General features: G+C 71.5%; 22 protein-coding genes. 17 read left to right on the top strand and 5 right to left on the bottom strand.

Annotation, left to right across the window (positions count from 1 at the left end):
- Window positions 1–14: 14 nt before the first annotated feature.
- The 3 genes from ACSHT8_RS12265 to ACSHT8_RS12255 are packed head-to-tail and all read left to right on the top strand — an operon-like array spanning window position 15 to window position 3,775.
- The gene (locus ACSHT8_RS12265) at window positions 15–3,005 is read left to right on the top strand and encodes a helix-turn-helix transcriptional regulator (RefSeq protein WP_436500708.1); all 2,991 of its coding nucleotides are present in this window, start codon (window positions 15–17) and stop codon (window positions 3,003–3,005) included.
- Between the two features lie 45 nt (window positions 3,006–3,050).
- The gene (locus ACSHT8_RS12260) at window positions 3,051–3,338 is read left to right on the top strand and encodes a hypothetical protein (protein ID WP_436500706.1); all 288 of its coding nucleotides are present in this window, start codon (window positions 3,051–3,053) and stop codon (window positions 3,336–3,338) included.
- Between the two features lie 17 nt (window positions 3,339–3,355).
- Window positions 3,356–3,775: a hypothetical protein gene (locus ACSHT8_RS12255; RefSeq protein ID WP_436500705.1), complete on the top strand. Its 420-nt coding sequence runs from the start codon at window positions 3,356–3,358 to the stop codon at window positions 3,773–3,775.
- Here ACSHT8_RS12255 and ACSHT8_RS12250 read toward each other — a convergent pair.
- Together ACSHT8_RS12250 and ACSHT8_RS12245 are read right to left on the bottom strand one after the other, a co-directional pair.
- The gene (locus ACSHT8_RS12250; RefSeq protein WP_436500703.1) at window positions 3,772–5,355 is read right to left on the bottom strand and encodes a succinic semialdehyde dehydrogenase; all 1,584 of its coding nucleotides are present in this window, start codon (window positions 5,353–5,355) and stop codon (window positions 3,772–3,774) included. The two genes, ACSHT8_RS12255 and ACSHT8_RS12250, sit on opposite strands and share 4 nt — an antisense overlap.
- A gap of 110 nt (window positions 5,356–5,465) precedes the next feature.
- Window positions 5,466–6,551, bottom strand: a complete 1,086-nt coding sequence (locus ACSHT8_RS12245; RefSeq protein ID WP_436500701.1) for a GNAT family N-acetyltransferase — start codon at window positions 6,549–6,551, stop codon at window positions 5,466–5,468.
- A 144-nt stretch (window positions 6,552–6,695) separates the two neighbouring features.
- On the opposite strand from ACSHT8_RS12245, the gene ACSHT8_RS12240 reads away from it, so the two are divergent.
- Window positions 6,696–7,253 (top strand): hypothetical protein, encoded by a 558-nt coding sequence (locus ACSHT8_RS12240; protein ID WP_436500700.1) that lies wholly within the window; start codon window positions 6,696–6,698, stop codon window positions 7,251–7,253.
- On the opposite strand, the gene ACSHT8_RS12235 is transcribed toward ACSHT8_RS12240, so the two are convergent.
- Window positions 7,240–7,635, bottom strand: a complete 396-nt coding sequence (locus tag ACSHT8_RS12235; protein ID WP_436500698.1) for a PAAR domain-containing protein — start codon at window positions 7,633–7,635, stop codon at window positions 7,240–7,242. The genes ACSHT8_RS12240 and ACSHT8_RS12235 overlap by 14 nt on opposite strands.
- Window positions 7,632–8,222: a Pvc16 family protein gene (locus tag ACSHT8_RS12230; protein ID WP_436500696.1), complete on the bottom strand. Its 591-nt coding sequence runs from the start codon at window positions 8,220–8,222 to the stop codon at window positions 7,632–7,634. The genes ACSHT8_RS12235 and ACSHT8_RS12230 overlap by 4 nt, the downstream gene beginning before the upstream one ends.
- A 187-nt stretch (window positions 8,223–8,409) precedes the next feature.
- Between ACSHT8_RS12230 and ACSHT8_RS12225 the strand changes: the two genes are divergently transcribed.
- The 12 genes from ACSHT8_RS12225 (at window position 8,410) to ACSHT8_RS12170 (ending at window position 19,926) form a co-directional block, all read left to right on the top strand.
- Window positions 8,410–9,945, top strand: a complete 1,536-nt coding sequence (locus tag ACSHT8_RS12225) for a phage tail sheath family protein (RefSeq protein ID WP_436500695.1) — start codon at window positions 8,410–8,412, stop codon at window positions 9,943–9,945.
- Window positions 9,946–9,961: 16 nt separating this feature from the next.
- The gene (locus ACSHT8_RS12220; protein ID WP_436500693.1) at window positions 9,962–10,423 is read left to right on the top strand and encodes a phage tail protein; all 462 of its coding nucleotides are present in this window, start codon (window positions 9,962–9,964) and stop codon (window positions 10,421–10,423) included.
- Window positions 10,420–10,809 (top strand): phage tail assembly protein, encoded by a 390-nt coding sequence (locus ACSHT8_RS12215; RefSeq protein WP_436500691.1) that lies wholly within the window; start codon window positions 10,420–10,422, stop codon window positions 10,807–10,809. Before ACSHT8_RS12220 ends, ACSHT8_RS12215 begins: the two co-directional genes overlap by 4 nt.
- Window positions 10,806–10,958 (top strand): DUF6760 family protein, encoded by a 153-nt coding sequence (locus ACSHT8_RS12210; RefSeq protein WP_091374686.1) that lies wholly within the window; start codon window positions 10,806–10,808, stop codon window positions 10,956–10,958. Before ACSHT8_RS12215 ends, ACSHT8_RS12210 begins: the two co-directional genes overlap by 4 nt.
- Before the next feature lie 119 nt (window positions 10,959–11,077).
- Window positions 11,078–13,222, top strand: coding sequence for an eCIS core domain-containing protein (locus tag ACSHT8_RS12205; RefSeq protein WP_436500689.1), 2,145 nt, complete (start codon window positions 11,078–11,080; stop codon window positions 13,220–13,222).
- Window positions 13,223–13,231: 9 nt separating this feature from the next.
- The gene (locus tag ACSHT8_RS12200) at window positions 13,232–13,696 is read left to right on the top strand and encodes a phage tail protein (RefSeq protein WP_436500687.1); all 465 of its coding nucleotides are present in this window, start codon (window positions 13,232–13,234) and stop codon (window positions 13,694–13,696) included.
- A 3-nt stretch (window positions 13,697–13,699) separates the two neighbouring features.
- Window positions 13,700–14,152, top strand: coding sequence for a phage tail protein (locus ACSHT8_RS12195; RefSeq protein WP_436500685.1), 453 nt, complete (start codon window positions 13,700–13,702; stop codon window positions 14,150–14,152).
- A 10-nt stretch (window positions 14,153–14,162) separates the two neighbouring features.
- Window positions 14,163–14,966 carry a LysM peptidoglycan-binding domain-containing protein gene (locus ACSHT8_RS12190; protein ID WP_436500683.1) on the top strand — a complete coding sequence of 268 codons (804 nt, stop codon included), beginning with the start codon at window positions 14,163–14,165 and terminating at the stop codon, window positions 14,964–14,966.
- A gap of 156 nt (window positions 14,967–15,122) precedes the next feature.
- Window positions 15,123–17,030 (top strand): phage baseplate assembly protein V, encoded by a 1,908-nt coding sequence (locus tag ACSHT8_RS12185; RefSeq protein ID WP_436500681.1) that lies wholly within the window; start codon window positions 15,123–15,125, stop codon window positions 17,028–17,030.
- A 9-nt stretch (window positions 17,031–17,039) separates the two neighbouring features.
- Window positions 17,040–17,447 (top strand): GPW/gp25 family protein, encoded by a 408-nt coding sequence (locus tag ACSHT8_RS12180; RefSeq protein WP_436500679.1) that lies wholly within the window; start codon window positions 17,040–17,042, stop codon window positions 17,445–17,447.
- Window positions 17,447–19,387 (top strand): putative baseplate assembly protein, encoded by a 1,941-nt coding sequence (locus tag ACSHT8_RS12175; RefSeq protein WP_436500677.1) that lies wholly within the window; start codon window positions 17,447–17,449, stop codon window positions 19,385–19,387. Before ACSHT8_RS12180 ends, ACSHT8_RS12175 begins: the two co-directional genes overlap by 1 nt.
- Window positions 19,387–19,926 carry a phage tail protein gene (locus tag ACSHT8_RS12170; protein ID WP_436500676.1) on the top strand — a complete coding sequence of 180 codons (540 nt, stop codon included), beginning with the start codon at window positions 19,387–19,389 and terminating at the stop codon, window positions 19,924–19,926. The genes ACSHT8_RS12175 and ACSHT8_RS12170 overlap by 1 nt, the downstream gene beginning before the upstream one ends.
- A 138-nt stretch (window positions 19,927–20,064) precedes the next feature.
- Here ACSHT8_RS12170 and ACSHT8_RS12165 read toward each other — a convergent pair whose 3' ends face one another.
- Window positions 20,065–20,724 (bottom strand): hypothetical protein, encoded by a 660-nt coding sequence (locus ACSHT8_RS12165; RefSeq protein ID WP_436500674.1) that lies wholly within the window; start codon window positions 20,722–20,724, stop codon window positions 20,065–20,067.
- Between the two features lie 62 nt (window positions 20,725–20,786).
- On the opposite strand from ACSHT8_RS12165, the gene ACSHT8_RS12160 reads away from it, so the two are divergent.
- Window positions 20,787–21,746 carry an NADase-type glycan-binding domain-containing protein gene (locus ACSHT8_RS12160; RefSeq protein WP_436500672.1) on the top strand — a complete coding sequence of 320 codons (960 nt, stop codon included), beginning with the start codon at window positions 20,787–20,789 and terminating at the stop codon, window positions 21,744–21,746.
- Window positions 21,747–21,759: the final 13 nt, after the last annotated feature.

Below are 21,759 nucleotides of genomic sequence, written 5' to 3'. Positions count from 1 at the left end.
GAGGTTGTGCGACGATGCCAGCCATGCCGCGTCTGGGGTCAGGAATCCCGCTGGTGGCGCGCGGCCGCGAACTTCGCGGCCTGCGCGTCGCCTTCGACGCGTCCGCGTCCGGGAAGGCGAGGGCGGTTCTGCTCGCCGGGGACGCGGGCGTGGGCAAGACGCGGATGACCGAAGAGGTCACCACGTACGCCACCGAGCAGGGCGCGGTGGTGCTGACCGGCCGCTGTCTCGACGTCGGCGAGACCGGTCTGCCTTACCTCCCGATCGCCGAGGCGCTCGCCGCCGTCCGCGACCGGGTCACCGACTGGTCGGCGCTGGGCCGGTTGTTCCCCGAGGTCGCGCTGCCCGACCGGGCCGACCCGCGGCCGCTGGTGTCCGGGATGGCGATGCCGTCGGTCGGGTCGCGCTCCGAGCAGGACATCGGCCAACTCCAGCTGTTCGACGCGGTCTACGGCGTGCTGGGCGACCTTGCCCGGGAGACGCCGGTCGTGCTGGTCCTGGAAGACCTGCACTGGGCCGACGCGTCGACGCGCAGTCTGCTGTCCTTCCTGTTGTCGCGGCTGCGTGACCAGCGGCTGATGGTCCTGGGCACCTACCGCTCCGACGACCTGCACCGCCGCCACCCGCTGCGGCCGCTGCTGGCCGAGCTGGTGCGGCTGCCGCAGGTCGAGCGTCTGCAACTCGCCCCGTTCGGCCCGGCCGACTCGCGCGCGTTCGTCGCCGCGCTCGCCGAGGAACGGCTGAGCGAGCCGGTGCTGCGCGAGGTCGCGGGCCGGTCTGAGGGCAACGCGTTCTTCGCCGAGGAACTGCTCGCCGCCACCGCCGAGTGCGGCGGCGGAATCCCCACCACTCTGATGGACGTGCTGCTCGCGCGGGTCGAAAGGTTGAGCCCGGCCGCGCAGAGCGTCGTGCGGGTCGCGTCGGTCGCGGGTCGCCGGGTGCCCGACGCGCGGCTGCGCGCGGTCAGCGAGCTGAGCCAGCCGGACGTGGAGGAGGCGCTGCGCGAGGCGGTGCAGCACCACGTGCTCGTGCCCGGCGACGGCGACTTCTACCTGTTCCGCCACGCGCTGATGCGGGAGGCCGTCTACAACGACCTGCTCCCCGGTGAGCGCGTCCGCCTGCACGCCGCGTTCGCCCGCGAGCTGACCGGCAAGTCCGGGATGCGCGGGATGGCCGCTGAGCTGGCGTTCCACAGCATGGAGAGCCACGCGCTCGGCCCGGCGCTGGCCGCGTCGGTGCTGGCCGCCGAGGACGCCGAGCAGCAGGGCGCGCCAGCCGAGGCGCTCGAACACCTGGAACGGGCGTTGAAGCTGTGGGACGCGGTCCCGGCGGAAGCGCGCCCGGACATCGACGAGATGACGCTGCTGCGGCGCGCGTCGTGGACGGCGGGCACCTCCGGCGACCCGGAGCGGGCCATCGCGTTCGCCAAGTCGGCGACGGCGCTCGCGCGCAAGGCCGACGACCCGATCGACCTGGCCAACCGGCTCGCCCGGCTGGCGATGGCGCTCTACGTCATCGACGGGCGCGAGCAGGAGTCGATCGACCACATCGAACAGGCGTGGGAGCTGGTCAAGGACCTGCCCGCCGACGCAGACCAGGCATGGGTGCTCGCCGCCCGCGCCACGATCCTGCGCGCGGTCGGCCGCTGGGCCGACGCCCGCGAGACCGCCTGCCGCGCCGTTGACGTGGCCCGCGCGGTCGACGCGGGCGGCGCCGAGGCCGACGCGCTGATCACCCTGGCGATCCTCACCGAGGCCGAGGGCAAGGGCGCCGACTCGCGCGACCGGCTCGCCGAGGCACGCCTGCGTGCCGCCAAGGTCGGCGCGATCACGGTGGAGCTGCGCGCGCTGTATTCCTTGTGCGTCAACCTCTATGAGCACGGAATGCTCGCCGAGGCGATGCGCGTGGTGGACGAGGGCGTGGAGCGCGCGCGGGACACCGGCCTGACGTGGAGCACCTACGGCCTGGAGTTGCGGGTCGTGCAGGTCGTGATCCGGTACGCGGCGGGGGACTGGGACGGCAGCGAGGTCGCCGCCGAGCCGCCGGGGCACAAGGTGTCCAACACGGTGTCGGCTCGTCTCGCCGCGGTCGGCGCTTATGTCGCGGTGGCCCGTGGCCGCTTCGCAGAAGCCGAACGCCTGGTGACCGAGCTGCGCGCCGACTGGCACCGTGACCTGCAGATTCCGCTGGTCGCGGGCGGTGTCGGCGCCGAACTGGCGACCTGGCGGGGCAGGCCGGAACGTGCCGTCGAGTGGGTCCACGACGCGCTGGAGTGGGTCGCGCAGACCGGCGGCCCGGTGCTGCTCGCGGGCATCCGGATGGCCGCGCTGGGCATCACCGCCCACGCCGACCTGGCGCACACCGCGCTGACCCGCCGCGACACCGAGGCCGCGCAGGTGTCGGTCGTGGAGGGCAAACGCCTCATCGAACTGGCCCGCGAGACAGCGCGCACCGGCCGCCCCCGGACCGGCGAACTCGGCCCGGAAGGCCGCGCGTGGCTCGCCCGCGCCGAGGCCGAGGCCAGCCGCCTCGACGGCCCCGGCGACCCGGCCCTGTGGCAGGCCGCCGTGGCCGCCTTCGACTACGGCGCCATCTACGAACAGGCCGTCTGCCGCCGCCGCCACGCCGAGGCTCTCCTGGCCGCCGACCGCCGCGACGAGGCCGCCACCGAACTCCGCACCGCTGACCAGGTCGCCGCCCACCTCAACGCCCGCCCCCTCCGCGAGGCGATCCGCAAGGTCGCGCGGCGGGGCCGGGTGTCGCTGGACGAGAACAGCGAGGCTCGCGACGAGCTGGATCTGTTCACGCCCCGGGAACGGTCGGTGCTGGCGCTGGTCGCGCAGGGGCGGACGAATCGTCAGGTCGGCGACGAGCTGTTCATCAGCGAGAAGACGGTGTCCGTCCACTTGAGCCGAATCATGGCGAAACTGGGCGCCAGCAGGCGCGCGGAAGCGGTCGCGGTGGCCTACGAACGCGGCCTGCTGACGGAACCTTCGGCGAGCTGAGTCAAACCGGCACCTTCGGCGCCGGTCGCTGTGCATGATGGTGCCGTGTCCGAAGAACCCGAGCCCCGCCGCCTCGTCCGCGAGGCCCGCCGACTGATCCCGGAAGCAGTGGTCGACGTGCTGCTCGGGGTGTTGGTGATGGCCGTCCTGGTCGGGGTCGTGGTGCTGGCGGCGTGGGGGTGGGAGCGGAGCCCGCAGACCACGATCTCCGCGGGCGCGGGCGTGCTCACCTACATCACCGTCAACTCGTCGCGCCGCTTCAATCGCTTCATCGTGGTGGCGGCGGGTTGCGTGGGCCTCGCCATCGCGTGGTTCGCCTACCCGCTCTTCTGATTGGGCATCATGGTCGTGTGACCCGCCAGGACGACCAGGCTCGACGCGCGCTCAGACAGATCCGGCGTGATCAGGACCAGACGTGGCGGACGTGGCCTCGTCGCGTGGCCGCCGCCGTGGTCCGCGGGCTTACGGCGATCTTTACTGGCGTCGCCTGGCTCGTGCGCACCGTGGTCGAGTTCTTCTTGGAGTTGTTCGGTGAGTTGATCCTCGGCGTGCTCGCGCTCGCGCTGTTCGCCGGGGTCGTCGCTCTGGGGGTGTGGGGCTGGGGCAAGAGTCCCGCCGCAACAATCGTCCTGGCCGCGGGACTGCTCGCCTTCCTCGCCCTGGGCGCCTACCAATACACCGCGGACCACAAGAACCGGGTCATCGCGGTGGCGTCGGGAAGCGCCTTGTTCGTCGTGATCTGGCTGGCCTACGTCTTGCAGTACTACTAGCGGGGCAAGCGCTTCAGGGCCTTCAGGCCGATCGTCAGCGCCTTCGTCCACGCCTTCGACGGGACGCCCTTCCACGGGCGCAGCGGCACGACTCGCTGGGCCGCGATCGTCTGCGTCTCCGTGTACTTCGTCAGGCCCTCTTCGCCGTTCCGCCGCCCGACCCCCGACTCACCCATGCCGCCCATCGGCGCGTCCAGGCTGCCGAACGCGGCGCCGTAGCCGTCGTTCACGTTGACCGTGCCCGCGTGGATCTGGGCGGCGACGCGCTCACCGGCACGCCGGTTGCGCGTCCACACGCTCGCGTTCAACCCGTAGCGGGTCGCGTTCGCCGAGGCGATCGCCTCCGCTTCGGAGCTGTAGCCGTAGATCGAGACGACCGGGCCGAAGGTCTCCTCCTCGAACAGCGTCATGCCCTTGCGCACGTCGGTGAGGATCGTCGGCTCGTAGAACAGCGGTCCGACCTCCGGCCGCGCCTTGCCGCCCGCCAGCACGGTCGCGCCCTTGCTCCGGGCGTCCTCGACGTGCGAGGTGATCGTCTCCAGCTGCTCGCCCGACGTCAGCGATCCGAGGTCGGCGCCGTAGGACAGGTCGGTCCCCAGCTTCAACGCCTGCGTCTTGGCCACGAACGCCTGGGTGAACGAGTCGCGCACGCTGTCGTGCACGTAGATCCGCTCCACCGACACGCACAGCTGCCCGGCCGACGAGAAGCACGCCGTCACCGCGCCCGCCGCGGTCCGGTCGATGTCGGCGTCCGGGAGGACGATCATCGGGTTCTTGCCGCCGAGCTCCATCGAGTAGCTGGTCAGCAGCGCCGCGGCCTTGGCGGCCAGGCCCTTGCCGGTCTCGGTCGACCCGGTGAAGCCCAGGTAGTCGCCCTCCTCGATCAGCGCGGTGCCGATCTTGGAGCCGCGGCCGAGCACGATCTGCCACACGTCGGCGGGCAGGCCGGCCTCCTCGGCCAGCTCGTTCAGCCACAGCGCCGTCAGCGCGGTCTGGTTGTCCGGCTTCTGGACCAGCGCGTTGCCCGCGATGAGCGCCGGGATGGCGTCCATGCCGGTCAGGGCCAGCGGGTAGTTCCACGGCGAGATCATCGCCACGACGCCCTTGGGGTGGCGCACCTGCGTGGTCCGGGTGAACACCGGCAGCGCGCCCGCCTTGCGCTTCGGCGCCAGCAGCTTGGCCGCCTTGCGGCCGTAGTAGGCGGCGGTCATGGCGGTGACGGCGACCTCGTCGTAGGCGTCGAGGCGGGACTTGCCGGTCTCCACCTGCATCAGGTCGAGTACCTCTTCCTGCCGCTCCAGCAGCAGGTCGTGCAGCTTCAGGAAGATCCGTTGGCGCTGCGCCACCGGGGTGGCGGCCCACTCGGCCTGGGCGACCCTGGCCCTGGCGAACGCGCGGCGGACGTCGGGATCGTCGATCTGGGGCAGGCTGGCCAGGGGCTTGCCGGTGAACGGGGCCAGCATCTGGACCGTCGTCGGCGCGGTGCCGGTGACGGCGCGGTCGATCAGGGCGGTGGCCCGGGCGATGGTGGGGGCGCCGGGCACCGCGCCGAGAGTGTTCGTGGTCGTGGCGGTGCTCATCCGGCCACCTCACCAGTTCGGTGGCTCCACTCGCGAAGGCACTGTGACGATGATTCGCTCGCAAGCTCGCTCATGGGGGCTCTCCCTAGGCTCGACTCCGAGCCCCCATGTTACTTCCGAGTAGCACCCAGCGGGGAAGTGGCCGCCGTCACGTCCGCGCGCGCCGGGTCCACCGACAGCGCCACCCGCAGCATGCTGTCCTCGTGTCGGACTGACACCGGCAGCCCGGACGCGCCCGCCGCCCGCTCGAAGCCGACCTCCGACATGAGGCACCACGCGATCATCCGCCGGTGTCCGCCCGCGCTGGCGATCTGCCCGAGCCGGGCGATCATGGCCGAGCCGAGGCCCTGCTTCTGCCAGCTGTCCTCGACCAGCACCGAGATCTCCGCCTCGGCCGGGTCGTTCGTGCGGATGAGCTGCGCCATGCCGATCACCTCGGTCCCGCACACCGCCAGCAGCGTCCGTCCACGCGGCGGCTGCAGCAGCCGGTGCAGCCAGCGGCGGGGCAGCGTGCGCAGCCCGGCGTGGTAGCGGGCGAACAGCGTCTGCGCCGAGCACCGCGCGTGCAGATCCGACACCGCGTCGGCGTCGGCCGGGGTGCCCGCGCGCAGCACGACGCCCGCGCCCGACCGGGTGATGACGGCCGTGGGGGCGGCCGCGCTGGTGGCGCCGGCGGTCAGCACGTCCCCGAAGGCGGCCATCCTGGCCAGCTCGACCTCGGTGAACGGGGCCCACCCCCGTCGGGCCACCAGCGTGGCCTCCTCGGACAGGGCGAGCACCGCGAGGTGCCCACCCTCGTCTCCCTGGACGGAGCCCGCGTCGACGACGGTGACCGAGTCCGCCCCGAGCAGCGTGCGCATCGAGTCGGCGGTCGCGCCGGGGTCGCGCATCGCGGCACCGGCCGCGCGCAGCGCCGCGGTGGTGCGGTCGACCATCTGGCGCAGTTCGGCGCGGGTGATCCCGACGCACCGCCCGCCCTCGGCACGGATGTCGTCGATCAGCGCGGCGGGCTCGACGCCGACCGGCGTGCTGACGACGAGCTCGTCGATGACGCCGCCGGGGACCGGCAGGACCGACAGCCCGAGCACGTTGCAGTCCCGCGCCGCCAGCCGCGTGGTCACCCTGGCCAGGGTGCCCGGGCGGTCGTCGATGCGGATCCGCAGACGCCAGGTCGTGGGGGTAGCGGTGGTGTCCATGCCTTTATCGTGCTTGCCGTCTGTTGCCAAGTGGGGGCCCGCGTGTTTCGGGTGTGTGAGGGCTGCGCCAACCGCTGCCCCTTCGGTCATCGTCGCCGGGTGTGATCGCTGATTACGGTTGGGGGTGGTGCGAGAGGCGGCGACATGGGTGCATCTGAGGTCTCTCGGGGGTGTGTTGCCTTCGGGTACGCGCTGCCGCGCACGCCCGTCGCGGCGGCTTCGGTGGACATCGGGCATGTCGCGGTGACGGTGTCGCTGCGCCTCGACGGCGAGATCCAGGTCACCGCGCCCGCCGAGCCCGCCGACGACGTGCGCACCCGGTCCCTCGCCGCGCTGCGGGACGTCGCGACCGGGGTCATGGTGGGCGGGATCGGGTCGTCGGCGCCGCGGATCTCCACTGGGGCGGGGCATTCCTTCACACAGAACGGGCGGATGTTCCGACCGCCCAACATCGTCGCCTTCACCGGCATCTGCGACGTCCACTACACGCGCGGCGATTCCGTTGTGCGGGGCCGCGTCGCCTACGCGCTCGACGTCTCCGCGCTGCCGCACCGGGAGCCCGCGGTGCCGCCGTGGGACGGGTCACCGGACGCGCGGGCCTGGTTCGTGCGGCACGACCACGAGCTGTCTTCGGTCGGGGTGATGGTGCTGAAGGCGGTCCCGTTCGCCCCAGGGCCGCTGGTCGAGGTCAGCCGCCGATGATCACGGTTCCGGCAGCGATGATCGTGCCCTGGGGCAGCGGCGCCGGATCGTTGCAGGTGTTGACCTTGTCCCCGTTGCGGGCCGCCGGTTTGTTGTTGATCAGAACCGTGGAGCTGCCCTTCAGCACCGTTCCCTGATTCGTCGGCGGCTTCTGGAACGTCGCGGGCGGCGGGCAGATGTGCGGGGGATTGTTCGTCACCGTGCTCCCGGTGACCGCCGCGGGCGCGCCGCCGATCATCACGTTGGAGCTGCAGCCGCCGGTGATCGTGCCGACGAACGGCAGTGGCGTGGGGGTGGGGACCGGGCCGCCGGGGGAGGGCACCATCAGGATGTGGGTGTCGGTGGCGACGACCTTGTCGCCCTGTTTCGCCGCGAAACTCATGTCCGCACCCACCGCTTGTCGCCCGCGGGCGCCAGTTTCCCTGGCACGTCCTGGTTCGACCGCAGCGCCAGCTTCTCGGCGGGCGGGGCGATGTCGGTGTCGTCCGGCGCCACGTAGGGCGCGCTCACCGACACGATGAACGCCGCCCGCGCGGGCATTCCCAGGCTGCTCCACAGATCGCCCGGCGCGTCCGGGGACACCGACAGGAACACCGCCGCGTCCGCGAGTGTCCCGGTGAGACAGTCGGGCGGGATGGCGTCGGCGAAGATCACCGTGCGCAGGGCCAGGTCCAGCAGCAGGTGTTCCTCGCCGACCTTCGGCGCGCGCGCCGTCACCAGATAGGACAGCACGCAGCGGCGGACGGGTTCGCGGCGCGCGATCACGGCGCCGCGATCGTCTCTGGTCTGGTCGAAGCCGGACTCGCGGCCGCGCGGGTCGCCGCGCAGGCCGAAGAGGAACAGGTCGATGACCTTCGACGGGCGCTCGGTCTGCCACGTCGGCTTGGGCGGGTCGAGCCGGACCGCGGTGCCCTCGGGCAGGCTGCGGCCGAGCAACTGGCACAGCGCGTCGTCGACCTCAGGGATCACGTGGCCAGTCTCAGCCGTGCGGGCCGCCGCCGCAGGGGGCGCGCGCCCGTCCTATCGGCGCGTCGGATCCGCCCGAAGGGGCGGTCCTGGCCGCCCCCGCCCCCGCCCCCGGGCGACTGCGTCCCGGTCGTTCGCCAAAGCAAGCTCGGGGGAAGTGTCCCGCCGTCCGACGCAGGGAGATCCTTCGATGGCCAGCAGCTATCTCGCGCCCGGCGTGTATATGGAGGAGGTCTCCTCCGGCTCACGGCCCATCGAGGCCGTGGGCACCGCCGTGGCCGCCTTTGTCGGGTTCGCTGAGCGCGGACCCCTGCACGAGCCCGTCCTGGTGACCAACTGGACCCAGTTCAAGACCAACTTCGGCGACTTCGTCGAGGGCTACTACCTGGCCCACGCCGTCTACGGGTACTTCCAGAACGGCGGCGGCGTCGCCTACGTCGTGCGCGTCGGCGGCGCCAACGCCGAGGGCAACGGCCACACCGACGGGCAGATCGTGTCGCTGCCGATGGCCGAGCTGCCCGGCGCGGGCGGCGGCGGCCTGACGATCACCGCGCGTGCCGCCGAGGCCGCGGACCTGGCCGTGGAGGTCGCGCCCGCCAGCGAGGAGGGCGAGGACACCTTCAAGCTGGTCGTGAAGAGGGCGGGCCAGCCGGTCGAGACGTTCGACAACGTCAGCACGCGGCGCGGCCCGAACAACGTGGCCACCGTGGTGAAGCAGCAGTCGAAGCTGATCTCGGTCGAGGAGACCAAAGGCAAGGCGCTCAGCGTGCCGAAGACCGGCGAGATCGCGCTGGCCGCGCCGCCGCCGGTGCCCGCGAAGGTCGACGCCAAGGAGTACGTCGGCAACTCAGCCGACCGTACGGGCTTCGGCGGCCTGGAGGCGCTCGACGAGGTCACCATGCTGTGCGTGCCCGACCTGATGGCGGCCCTGGAGCGCGGCGCGCTGACCATGGAGGACGTCAAGGCCGTGCAGCTGGCCATGATCGCCCACTGCGAGCTGATGGCCGACCGAGTGGCCATTTTGGACACTCCGCCCGGGCTGAAGGCGCAGGAGGTCAAGGACTGGCGGATGGACTTCGCCGGGTACGACTCGAAGTACGCCGCGCTGTACTGGCCGTGGATCAAGGTGGCCGACCCGGTCGCGGGCAAGCAGGTGTTCGTCCCGCCGAGCGGGCACATGGCGGGCATCTGGGCGCGCAACGACTCCAGCCGCGGTGTCCACAAGGCGCCTGCGAACGAGGTGATCCGCGGCGCGGTGACGCTGGAGCTCAACATCACCAAGGGCGAGCACGACCTGCTGAACCCGATCGCGGTCAACTGCATCCGCTCGTTCCGCGGCCAGGGCATCCGGGTGTGGGGCGCGCGCACGCTGTCGAGTGACCCGGAATGGCGCTACCTCAACGTCCGCAGGCTGTTCAACTACGTCGAGAAGTCGATCCTGCAGGGCACCAACTGGGTCGTGTTCGAGCCGAACGACCCGAAGCTGTGGGACTCGGTGAAGCGCACCGTGACCATGTTCCTGCGCCGCGTCTGGCGCGACGGCGCGCTGTTCGGCCGCACGCCCGCCGAGGCGTTCTTCGTCAAGTGCGACGAGGAGAACAACCCGCCGGAGAACCGCGATGTCGGCATCCTGACCGTCGAGATCGGCATCGCCCCGGTCAAGCCCGCCGAGTTCGTCGTGTTCCGCATCTCGCAGTTCGCCGAGGGCGCGGGTCTCGAAGAATAACTAGAAGGGATTCGCCATGGCCGGAGGCCTGAGCTCAAGCCAGCCCAACGACGCGCTGACCGCCGCCCGCTTCTCGATCACCATCGACGGCTACGAGATCGCGTCCTTCTCCGAACTGCAGGGCATCACCACCGAGGTCGAGCCGGTCGAGCTGATGGAGTCGACCGACAAGGAGGTCGTCCTCAAGAAGCTGCCAGGCAAGACCAAGCCCGCCACGCTGGTCCTCAAGCGCGGCAAGAACTCCAGCATGGAACTGTGGGCGTGGCACGAGGCTGTGCTCATGGGCGACATCGTCGCCGCGCGCAAGAGCTGCTCGCTGATCATGTACGGCACCGACGGCAAACCCGTGGCGCGGTACCACCTCGAGCACGCGTGGCCGTCGAAGCTGGAGATCGGCGCGCTGAAGGCCGGGTCGAGCGAGGTGCTGATGGAGACGGTCACCATCGTGTCCGAGCGCATCCAGCGCGTGTCCGTATGACGGCTCTGCACGAGGGGTTGCGCACGGAGTACCCGTTCACGCTGCCGCGCGGCTACGTGGACGAACACGGCCAAGTGCACCGCGACGGCGTCATGCGCCTGGCCACCGCGCGCGACGAGATCACCACGCAAGCCGACCAGCGGTCGAAGCAGAACCCAGCGTACCTGACGGTGCTGCTGCTGGAACGCACGATCACGTCGCTGGGCGAGCTGCCGTCGGTGGACACGTTCGTCGTGGAGAACCTGTTCGCCTCGGACATGGCTTTCCTGCAGGACCTGTACCGGCGCGTGAACGCCGACGGGCACACGGAGGTCGCGGTGCACTGCCCCCAGTGCGGCACGGGCTTCGCGGTGGACGTGGCGGGTGATGCGCCGGGGGGATCGTGACGTACGCGCCTGACCGGCTGTGGGAGGAGGTCGCGTACGTCGCCTACTACCTGCACTGGACGTTCGACTCGATCCTCGACCTCGAACACCCGGTGCGCGACCGGCTGATCACCGAGATCGGCCGAATCCACAGCAGACTCGACGAATAGGAACAGGAGGGGCGCCGATGCGCTGGCCATTCCGCCGCCGCCGCGGCGCCACACCTGAGTCGCCGCCTGCTTCTGCTCCACCCCGACAGCCGACGCGGGAATGGGTGCTCGTTCCCCCAATGCCCACCACGGTCAAGTCGGCGGCTCCGCTGATCACCGGTCCCGCGCCGGTCCAGCCGCCGCTGCCCGGCCGTGTCCCGGTCGCCCGTTCGACGGTCACCCCCGCTGTGGGGCGAGTCGAGGGCTTGGCGCTTGTCCTGCCGACCCGTCGGACGGACTCCACGCCGCTGACCGTTCGACCCGCCAAACGGCCGCCCGCCGAGCCGGTCGAGGTCGAGGAGGACCCAGCTCCGACACCTCGGCCCGTGGTGGCGCCGATTCGGGATCGGCCGGTGCTGACCGTGGCGAGTGACGAGTTCGTCGGCGAACCGCGCGAGCCCGCCGAGCCCTACCGCGCGCCCGGCTGGATGCGCTACGTCCCGACCTGGATGGCGCAAGCCGGACCGGAGCCCATCCCGGACGCCCCGCTGGCCATCCCGTCGAACATCCCGGCGAACCCGCCGATCGTCAAGCCCGAACCGATTCTCCCGCCGCGAGTGGCCGAGGTGGTCGCCGCGTCGGAGGTCCCGCTGGTGCCGCGGAAGCGGCCGTCGCTCGGGCAGACCCGCAGGCTCGGCCTCGGCGCGCCGATCTCCCATCCCGTCGACGAGCCAGCTGTCGAGCGGGCGCAGGAGTCGCCGCCCGAACCGCCGCCCCCCGCGCCGCCACCGCCACCGCCGCCACCGAATCCGGTGACGGCGGCGCCGCTGGTTTACCGGGCCGCGGGCGAGCTGCCCAAGGTCAGCGGCCGGATCGTGCGCGAACAGGTCCCTCCGGACCTCGCCGTGGCCGTGCGCCAAGAACGCGGCGCCGACGTCTCCACCGTGCCCGTGTTCCGCGGCCCGGCCGTGGACGCCGAAGCCCAGTCGAGGGGCGCTCGCGCGTTCGCGAAAGAGGGGGCCGTCTACCTGCCCGACAGCGCGGGGCCGATCACGAGCGGCAAGACGAAGGCCCTGCTGGCCCACGAACTCGTCCACGTGGTCCAGCAGCGCACCATCGGCGCCAACCTGCCCGGACTGTCCACACCGGAGGGTCGCAGGCTCGAAGCCGAGGCGGTGGCCGCCGAGAACCGGTACGCGGGGCTCCCCGACACACCCCTGATCCACCCGCCGCACCCGACGGTCGAGGCCGAACCCAGCCTTTCCGGCGCGGCGCAACTCGCGAAGACCGCGACGACCCCGCCCGACCCGACCCGCTCCCACTTCGACCAGGAGACGCGGGAGGAGATCCAGCAGGTCGCCGAGAGTTCCGCGCACCGGGTCCTGGAGGAGTGGCACGCCCCGGAGGCCCAAGCCGATCGGGAGCGCCGGTCCGCGGGCACCACGCCGCCCACGACGGGAGGCGCGTTCGGCGACACCGTCGGCTACACCGAACGGCGGGGTGCCGACGCGACCACGCCGACCCGGTCCACGCCCCGCACCGGCCCGCGCACCGGTCCCGGGCGCACCGTCGCGGGAACCGCGGGCACGTTCGACCGCGCCACGCGCCGCCAGGAGCTCGAAGCCCAATGGCTGGAGACCCTGAACATGGAACGCGCGTCGCAGGGTGAGCCGCTGCTCAGCTATCTGGAGGACGCCGACCTCGAACGCATCGAACGCCAGCTCGACCAGGAGGAGGCGGGCGGCGGCCGAAGCACCCCTGGGGGCTCGGCGCGGCCGATCAACCCCGAGGAAGGCGGCGCGTTCGGCGACACAGTCGGCTACACCCAGCGCTTCGGCGACGACCTCCGCAGCCCCACCCGGGCCGGCGCCACCCCGGGAACCGCGGCGAGTTCGACCGCCGCCGCCGGACGCCTCAGCCTCGCCGCCGCGCTCGCCCAGACCGCCAACACCCCGACCACCGGCAGCACACCCCGCACCGGCACCACCGCGTCCGAGCTGCAGGACGCCGAGGTCGGCGGCCTGTTCGGCGACACCGTCAGCTACACCGAACGCTCCGGTGACGACCGGTACCGCGGCGGCCGCCGCCCCGACGCCGCGTCGACCCAGTCCGGTGGGAGCACGGGCCGCCGGGACATGCACGGCACCGAGGACGAGCCCATCGACCTCGACCGGGTCGACCTGGAGGACCTCACCGCGCGCCTCTACGACCGGGTGCGCAGCAGGCTGCGCCTGGAACTGCTGGTCGACCGCGAGCGGTCCGGCCTGCTCACCGATTTCAGATAGGAGGGGACCGTGGCACTCAGCGACTCGAGCAAGATCGGCCTAGCCAACCGGTTCGTCGTCACGATGAGCGGCAAGGAGGAGTACAACCTCGGCAGTTGGTTCAAGGCCGACGGCCTGGATGTGACCTGGGACGTCGCCGAGTACCGGGCGGGCGACAACGGCAACGACCGCTTCTACTTCCCGGGGAACACCAAGTACAGCAACGTGAAGCTCACCCGCGCGGTCTCCGAGGAGACCAAGAAGGTGCGCCAGTGGCTCAGCAAGAACTCCTTCGAGCACGAGAAGTTCGTCGCCAAGATCGAGCTGCGCAGCTCCAAGCGGGAGGACGAGGTCATCACCGACTGGGAACTGCGCGACGTGATGCCGGTGAAGTGGGCGATCGCGGGGTTCGACGCGGGGGCGAGCCAGGTGTCGCTGGAGACACTGGAGCTGGCGCACCTGGGTTTCCTCGAAGACGAGACCAAGCTGGGCTGACCGATGGCCCTCAGCATGTCCGCGATGCTCGCGCTGACCCTGCGGTTCCACGTCTCCGTCGACGGCGTGGACCTCGGCGGCTGGGCGCGGTGCAAGGGCTTGGCGGTGAAGTTCAACCCGGTCAAGGTCAAAGAGGGTGCGAACTACCTCTACGAGCCGCTGCTGCCCGGCCACCTCGAATACCCCGAGGTGACGCTGGAACGCGCGATGGACAAGGCGGGCGCCGACAGCGTGCAGAAGTGGCTGCGCGGCCGGGCCAACGGGTGGGTGCAGTCGATGATCGGCGCCCCCGGCGGCACCGCGCAGATCACCCTGTACGACGCGCACGCCAAGGAGGTCTCGTCGTGGCAGCTGCGCAACGTCTACCCGAGCGCGTGGAAGGGACCCGACCTGGACGCGATGACGCTGGGTATCGCGATCGAGAGCCTGACCCTGGTGCACGAGGGTTTCCTGTAGGGAGCACGAGATGACGATGAGCGTGGGCATCGGCGCCAGTGTCGCGACCGCGGCGGGTGGCGGAGCCGCGGTGGGCGCGGCCAGTGCGGCGGTGGGTGGCGCCGTCAGCACGGCGATGATGGCGGGCGCGCGGGTGCCCGCCGTGCTTGTCTGCGTCAACCCGAAGACCCCCGGCCTGGTGCCGTTCGACTTCAACCCGGACAAGATCTCGATCAAGCGCAGCGCCAGCTACACGGCCAAGCCGAACATGCAGGCGATGCACGACCCCGGCGGCGCGTCCGGCACGATCACCAAGTCCGTGCAGGCGCCGATGATCTCCATCAGCAAGATCATCTTCGAGGGTGTCACCGCCAAGCTGCGCTGCGACCAGCTGCTGCGCTGGATGAGCCCGTTCAGCGGCATCGGGAACATGGGCATCGCGGGCGCGTCGCTGGAGACCACGCTGCCGGAGATCACCTTCTCGTGGGGTCCGCCGATGGTGGCGTTCCTGTACCAGGTGCGGCTGGTCAGCGTGACCATCAACTTCGTCCGCTTCGACTTCACCGGCATCCCGCTGCGCGCCGAGGTCGACCTGTCCATGCGGCAGCAGCCCAGCATGCTCGCCAGCCTGCCGACGAACCCGACCTCCGGCGGACTGCCCGGCCGCCGTGCGCACACGGTGTCTTCCGGCGACAGCCTCCAGTCGATCGCCACCACCCACTACGGGCGGCCCGGGCTGTGGCGGCGGATCGCCGAGGTCAACGGCATCCAGGACCCGGCGCGGCTGCGGCCCGGCCAGACGGTCTACCTGCCCAACCCTGAGGAGTTGGTGTGACGTGCCGACTCCCTGCTCTATTCCGTCTGTTGGCCTGATGGTGCCGTCTACCTGCCCAACCCTGAGGAGTTGGTGTGACGTGTCGGTTGCCTGCTCTGTTCCGTCTGGTTGGCCTGATGACGCCGTGTGCCTGCCCAATCCCGAGGAGATTGCCTGATGATGCCGGGCGGTGAGAGCACGGGCGTGGTGCTGCCCGCGGTGCTGGTCGGGTATCCGGTCGGCATCCCGATGCTGCCCACGGTCTCCCAGCTGCTCGTCCGCGCGGTCGTCGACACCCACCTGCACCTGCCGGACATGTTCGAGCTGACCTTCCTGGACAACGCGGGCACCTTCCTCGACGACGCGGGCATCAAGATCGGCTCGGTGATCGAGGTCAAGGCCAACAAGGCCGGGACGCCCGCGGCGAAGTCGCTGATCATGGGGGAGGTCACCGCGGTCGAGGCGCTGTGCCAGGACTCGATGATCCTCACCGTCGTGCGCGGCTACGAGAAGGCGCACCGCCTGCAGCGTGCCAAGCGGACCCGCACGTTCGTCAACATGAAGGACTCCGACATCGCCCGCCAGATCGCCAAGGACGCGGGCTTGAAGATGGGCACGATCGACCCGACGAGCACGACGCACGACCACCTCGCCCAGATCGCCCAGACCGACTGGGACTTCCTCACCGAACGCGCCCGCGAGGTCGGCTACGAGACCGGCGTCGCAGGCGGGGAGTTCTTCTTCCGCAAGGCATCCGGCAGCGGGGCGGGCGGCGGGCTGATGGACGCGGCGGCGTCGATGGTCGGGCTCGGGTCGACGCTGACCTTCAAGGGCAACCTGCTCACGTTCCTGCCTCGCGTCTCCGCGGCGAACCTGACCCCGGACGTCGAGGTCAGGGTGTGGGACACCAAGGCGGCCAGGGTCGCGGTCGGCAAGTCGGCCGCCGAGACCGGCTCGGTGAAGATCGACGGCCAGAAGCCCGCAGCCCTGGCGAACTCGTTCACCGACGGCCTCGCGCTGCCCGCCGCGCTCCCCTCGCCGCCCGCCATCCCCGGCATGCCCGCGCTCAACCTGGGCGCCGCGCCGAGCAACACCGCCTACGTCGTGGTCGACCGGCCGCTCGCGCGCGGCCCCAACGCCGACACCGTCGCCGGGATCGCGGCCAAGAGCCTGGCCGACCACGTGTCCAGCACGTTCGCCGAGGCCGAGGGTGACGCCGAGGGCGACCCGGACATCCAGGCGGGCGGCACCGTCACGATCGCGGGCGTGCCCAAGCAGTTCGCGGGAAAGTGGGTCGTCACCAACGCCCGGCACGTGTTCGACCCACTCGAAGGCGGCTACCACACCCGGTTCTGGGTCAGCGGCAGGCAGGACCGGTCGCTGCTGCGGCTGACCGGTGGCACCGACCGGCGCCCGCCGCTGGACGGGCTGGTGTGCGCGCTAGTCACGAACGTGAAGGACCCGGACAAGGCCGGGCGCGTCAAGGTCGCCATGCCGTGGCTGTCGCCGAACTACGAGTCGGACTGGGCCCGGGTCGCGCAGGTCGGGGCGGGGCGGCGCAGCGGCGTGCTGTTCATGCCGGAGGTGGGCGACGAGGTGCTGGTCGGCTTCGAGTTCGGCGACCCGCGGCGCCCGTATGTCCTAGGTGGACTGATCAACGACAACTCCAAGTTCGGGCACCTCAAGACGGCGGTGGACGGGTCGGGTGTGGTGATCGAGCGGGGGATCGCCTCGCCCGCGGGCAACCGGCTGCTGTTCACCGACGAGTTGCCGCCCGGGCCGCCTGGGCAGGCGCCGCCGACCAAGTCCGAGATCGTCGTCGGCACCAAGGACGACAAGCTCTCGCTGCACATCGACCAGGCGGCGGGGACGGTGAAGCTCGTGTGCGACCCGGCCAAGCCGGTCAGCAAAGGGCAGGGCGAGCTGACGATCGAGTGCGGCGCGACGGGCGCCATCACGATCAAGGCGGGCATGGGCGGCATCAAGCTGGAGACGACCGGGGCGCTGTCGCTGAAGGGGAAGACGGTCAAGGTAGAGGCCGACATGGTCACCGAGATCAAGGGGCAGACGGTCAAGCTCAATTAGGAGGGTGCGATGTCGCAGGACTTCGTCGGTGCCGGGTGGGCCTTCCCGCTCGGCGTCGGATCGCAGGGCGGGATCGCCCTGGTCCGGCGGGAGGTGGAGCTGGAGCAGGCGATGCGGCTGATCCTGGCCACCTACCCCGGCGAGCGCCCGATGCGGCCGGAGTTCGGCAGCCGCATCCGCGACTTCGTGTTCCGGCCCGCGAACATGGAGACCATCGCCGAGCTGTCGCAGGAGGTGCGCAAGGCGCTGCTGCGGTGGGAGCCGCGGGTGGACATCGAGATGGTCGACGTCAACCCCGACCCGTACGCGGCGGGGACGCTCTACATCGACATCCGCTACCGGATCAAGGACACCAACGACCGGCGCAACCTGGTCTTCCCCTTCTACTCCATCCCTGAGGACGGGAGTGACTACTGATGGCGCTGCCCACCCCCAACCTCGACGACCGCCGCTTCCAGGACCTGGTCGACGACGCCAAGCGCATGGTGATGCGTCGCTGTCCTGAATGGACGGATCACAACGTGTCCGACCCCGGCGTGACGCTGATCGAGACCTTCGCGTTCATGACCGACCAGCTGATGTTCCGGCTCAACCAGGTGCCGGACCGGCTCTACGTCAAGTTCCTCGACCTGATCGGCCTGCGGCTGATCCCGGCCACACCCGCGCAGGTGCCGGTCACGTTCTGGCTGTCGGCGCCCGCGATCACCAGCGTCGGCATTCCGGTCGGAACGACGGTGGCCACCATGCGGACGGAGGTCGATGAGTCGATCGTGTTCTCCACCGTCCACGACCTCAACGTCATCCCGTGCGCGCTGTCGGTGGTCGCCACGGTCCCCAACGGCGACGAACCGACTGTCCGGACCGACGAGCTGAAGATGGGCGGGCGGTTCCCGGCGTTCTCGGCGGTGCCCGCGCCGGGCGACGTGCTGATGGTCGGGCTGACCTCGGCGGTGCCGGACTGCGTGGTGCGGCTGGACGTCGAGGCGAGCGTCGAGGGCGTCGGCGTGCACCCGGACCACCCGCCGCTGGTGTGGGAGGCATACAACGGGGCCGAGTGGGTCGAGTGCCTGGTCAGCACCGACGGGACCGGCGCGCTGAACATGGCGGGCGAGGTGCTGGTGCACGTGCCGTCCGACCACCAGTCCGCGGTGTTCGCCGACGAGGCCGCCGGGTGGCTGCGGGCGCGGGTCATCGAGGTCGACCCGGACTACCCGACGTATCGGCACTCGCCGACGATCGGCGGGCTGGCCGCCAGCACGGTCGGCGGGACGGTCGCCTCGGCGCACTGCGAGGTGATCGAGGACGAGGTGCTGGGGGTGTCGGAGGGCGTGCCGGGGCAGGAGTTTCCGGTGCAGCACTCGCCGGTGGTCGGGTCGGTGGTGCTGGAGGTGACCTCGGAGGACGGCTGGCAGGAGTGGACGCAGGTCCAGCACTTCGCGGGCAGCGGGCCCGACGACCAGCACTTCCTGCTCGACCCGGTGACCGGGACGGTCCACTTCGGACCCGCGATCCGCGAGGCGGAGGGCGGGATGCGCCAGTACGGCGCGGTGCCCGCGCCCGCCGCCACGGTCCGGCTGCGCCGCTACGCCATCGGGGGCGGGCGGATCGGCAACGTGGGGGCGGGGGCGATCCGGACGCTGAAGTCGTCGATCCCGTTCGTGTCGGCGGTGGAGAACCTGGAGTCGGCCTCGGGCGGCGTCGACGGGGAGACGATCGACCAGGCCAAGGCGCGCGGGCCGATCCTGCTGCGCACGCGGAGCCGCGCCGTCACCGCGGAGGATTACGAGGCCATCACCCAGGAGGCGGCCCCGGACATCGCCCGCGTGCGCTGCGTGACCGCGGGCGACGACGACGTCGACGCGGGCTCGGTGCGGGTGCTGGTGGTGCCCGCGGCGGCGCAGGTGGACGGTCGGATCGCGTTCGCCGATCTCGTGCCGGAGGAGGAGACGCTCACCCGGATCACCGACCGGCTCGACGAGGTGCGGCTGATCGGCACGCGGGTGCTGGTGTCGCCGCCCCGGTATCGCGGCGTGACGGTGGTCGCGCGGGTGATCGCGCGGCCCCGGGTGGATCGCGCGCGGGTGCGGGCGGACGCGCTGGCCGCGCTGTACGGGCACCTCAATCCGATCACCGGGGGGGCGGACGGGCGCGGGTGGCAGTTCGGCAGACCGGTGCAGGCAGGCGATGTCTACGCGCTGCTGCAACGGGTCCGGGGCGTGGACATGGTCGAGGACGTCCGGCTGTTCGGCGCCAACCCGGTGACCGGCGAACGCGGCGAGGAGACCCAGCGGCTCGAGGTCGACCGGTACAGCCTGGTGTTCAGCTACGAGCACCACGTGAAGGTGGAGGACCACTGATGCGCGGCCTGCTGCCCGGCCTGGCGACGGCGGTGCCGCTGCTGGAGATGCTGCCCGCGGTCTACCAGGAGGACCCGTTCACCGAGCGGTTCGTCGGCGGCTTCGACGACGTGCTCGCACCCGTACTGGCCACTTTGGACAGTTTGGTGGAGTACTTCGACCCGCTGCTGGCGCCCGAGGACTTCCTGGAGTGGCTGTCGACGTGGGTCGGCATCGAACTCGACGAGGGCTGGCCGATCGAACGCCGGCGCGCGGTGGTGGGGACCGCGGTGGAGATGTACCGGATGCGCGGGACCGTCGCGGGATTGCGGGCCAACCTGGAGGTCCTGACCGGCGGCGACGTCCAGATCGCTGACAGCGGAGGGGTTTCGGCGTCCCGCGACCCCGGCGCTGACCTACCGGGGGAGGCGAGTCCCCGGCTGGCGGTGCGGGTGTTGGTGGACGACCCGGCGGCGGCGCCGCTGGACCTGGTGGAGGCCGCGGTGGCCGCGGCGAAACCGGCACACGTGGTGCACAGAGTGGAGGTGGGGGGCCGGTGATCGTCTGCAAGAGCTGCGGCTACCACAACGGAGACCGGGACACTTTCTGCGGGAAGTGTGGGGGGTTCTTGGAGTGGACGGGGGAGAAGTTGGCTCCGCCGCCTGCTCCGGTGGTCGAGGAGGAAGAGGAAGAGGCGCCTAAGCGCGGATTCTTGGCGCGGATTCAGTCGGCGCTGTACCTGGACGTGGGGGACCGGCCGCCGGTGCCGGTGACGCCGAAACCGGGGATGCCGGGGGCCGCGCCTGGGTTGCCGGGGCGGCCGGGGGCACCTGGGGCACCCGGGGCGCCTGCGGCGCCGGGGCGACCTGGGCCGCCGAGCCCACCTGGAGCGCCCAAGCCGCCTGGTCCGCCGAGCCCGCCCGGGGCGCCGAAACCGCCTGGGGCGCCACCGCCGCCGCCGCCTGGGGGTGCGCCGAAACCACCGCCTCCGCCGGGTGGGCCGCCGAAGCCCCCGCCGCCTCCTGGGGCACCGAAGCCGCCAGCTCCCCCTGGGGCCGCAACGCCGCCGCCTCCGCCCGCGCCGCCCGGAGGGGCGCCGAAGCCACCTGCCCCGCCTGGCGCTGCACCGCCGCCACCTGGTGGTGCACCCAAGCCGCCCGCGCCTCCGCCGCCACCGGGAGGGGCGCCGAAGCCGCCTGCTCCGCCCGGGGCCGCGCCGTCTCCGCCTGGAGGGGCACCCGCCCCGCCGTCCGCGCCTGGAGGCGCGGCGACATCGGCCGCGCCGCCGTCACCTGGTGGTGCGCCGAAGCCTCCGCCGCCCCCTGGCGGGCCGCCCAAGCCGCCGTCGGGAGCCGCACCCGCGCCTCCCGCGCTCCCGGTGAGCGCACCGCCCAAGCCGCCGAGTCCGCCTTCATTGCCGGTGGCGGTCGTCAAGCAGGCGGAAGCGCCTGAACTTCCCTCCCCCAACGGCGCCGCCGACAACGCCGCGGCGAGCAACCTTGTCGTGCCGATCACGCCCGACACCGGGCAGCCCGACGCGCAGTTGCCGCAGGAGGTCAAGAAGGCCGCGCCGCCCAAGAAGCGGCCGCCGACGCGCAAGCTCAAGCCCGGTGACCTGATCTGCGGCGACTGCGGTGAAGGCAACGTCGAGACGCGCAAGTTCTGCAGCCGGTGCGGTGCCTCGCTCGCCGAGGCCGAGGTCGTCAAGCGGCCTTGGTGGAAGCGGTTGATCCCGCGCTCCGGGGCGAAAGTGCGCAAATCGGGCGACCGGCCCAAGGGCAGGCGCGGCGGCCAGTCGAAGGCCAAGGGCGCCTTCATGGCGGCCTTCCGCGTGGTCCGCCGGATCGTGGCGGTGATCCTGCTGGTGCTGGGGATCATCTACGGCGTGTCCGGCCAGTTCCGCGGCTGGGTCAACGAGCGGGCGCTGGCGCTGAAGGCCGGGGTCGAGAAGATCATCTTCCAGCAGTACGACCCGGTGGCCCCGGTGGAGATCGTCGCCACAAGCCAGCTGCCCGACCACCCCGGCCAACTGGTCTTCGACGGCAAGTCCAACACGTTCTGGGCCGCTCCCGGCGCCGGGCCGGAGCCCACGCTGGTCCTGAAGTTCGACCGCGAGGTCTCCATCGCGCGCGCCCTCGTCTACAACGGGAACAAGGACGACATCCAGGGCTTCCACCGGCCGCAGCGGCTGCACTTCGTGTTCTCCACCGGCCGCACGGCCGACGTGGACCTGCGGGACCACCCCGACCCCCAGGAGGTCGAGATCGCCAACGGCGACGGCGCCACCAGCGTCGAGATCCACGTCGTCGGGCTGTTCCGTTCGGTGAAGGGCCAGGATGTGGCGTTGAGCGAGATCGAGCTGTTCCAGAAGGCGGACTAGCTACGCTGCCCGT

The organism is Actinokineospora sp. HUAS TT18, from assembly GCF_051364635.1.
Lineage (GTDB): Bacteria > Actinomycetota > Actinomycetes > Mycobacteriales > Pseudonocardiaceae > Actinokineospora.
Note: the sequence above shows the minus strand (reverse complement) of the source record. Positions and strands in the feature narration are given on the sequence as shown.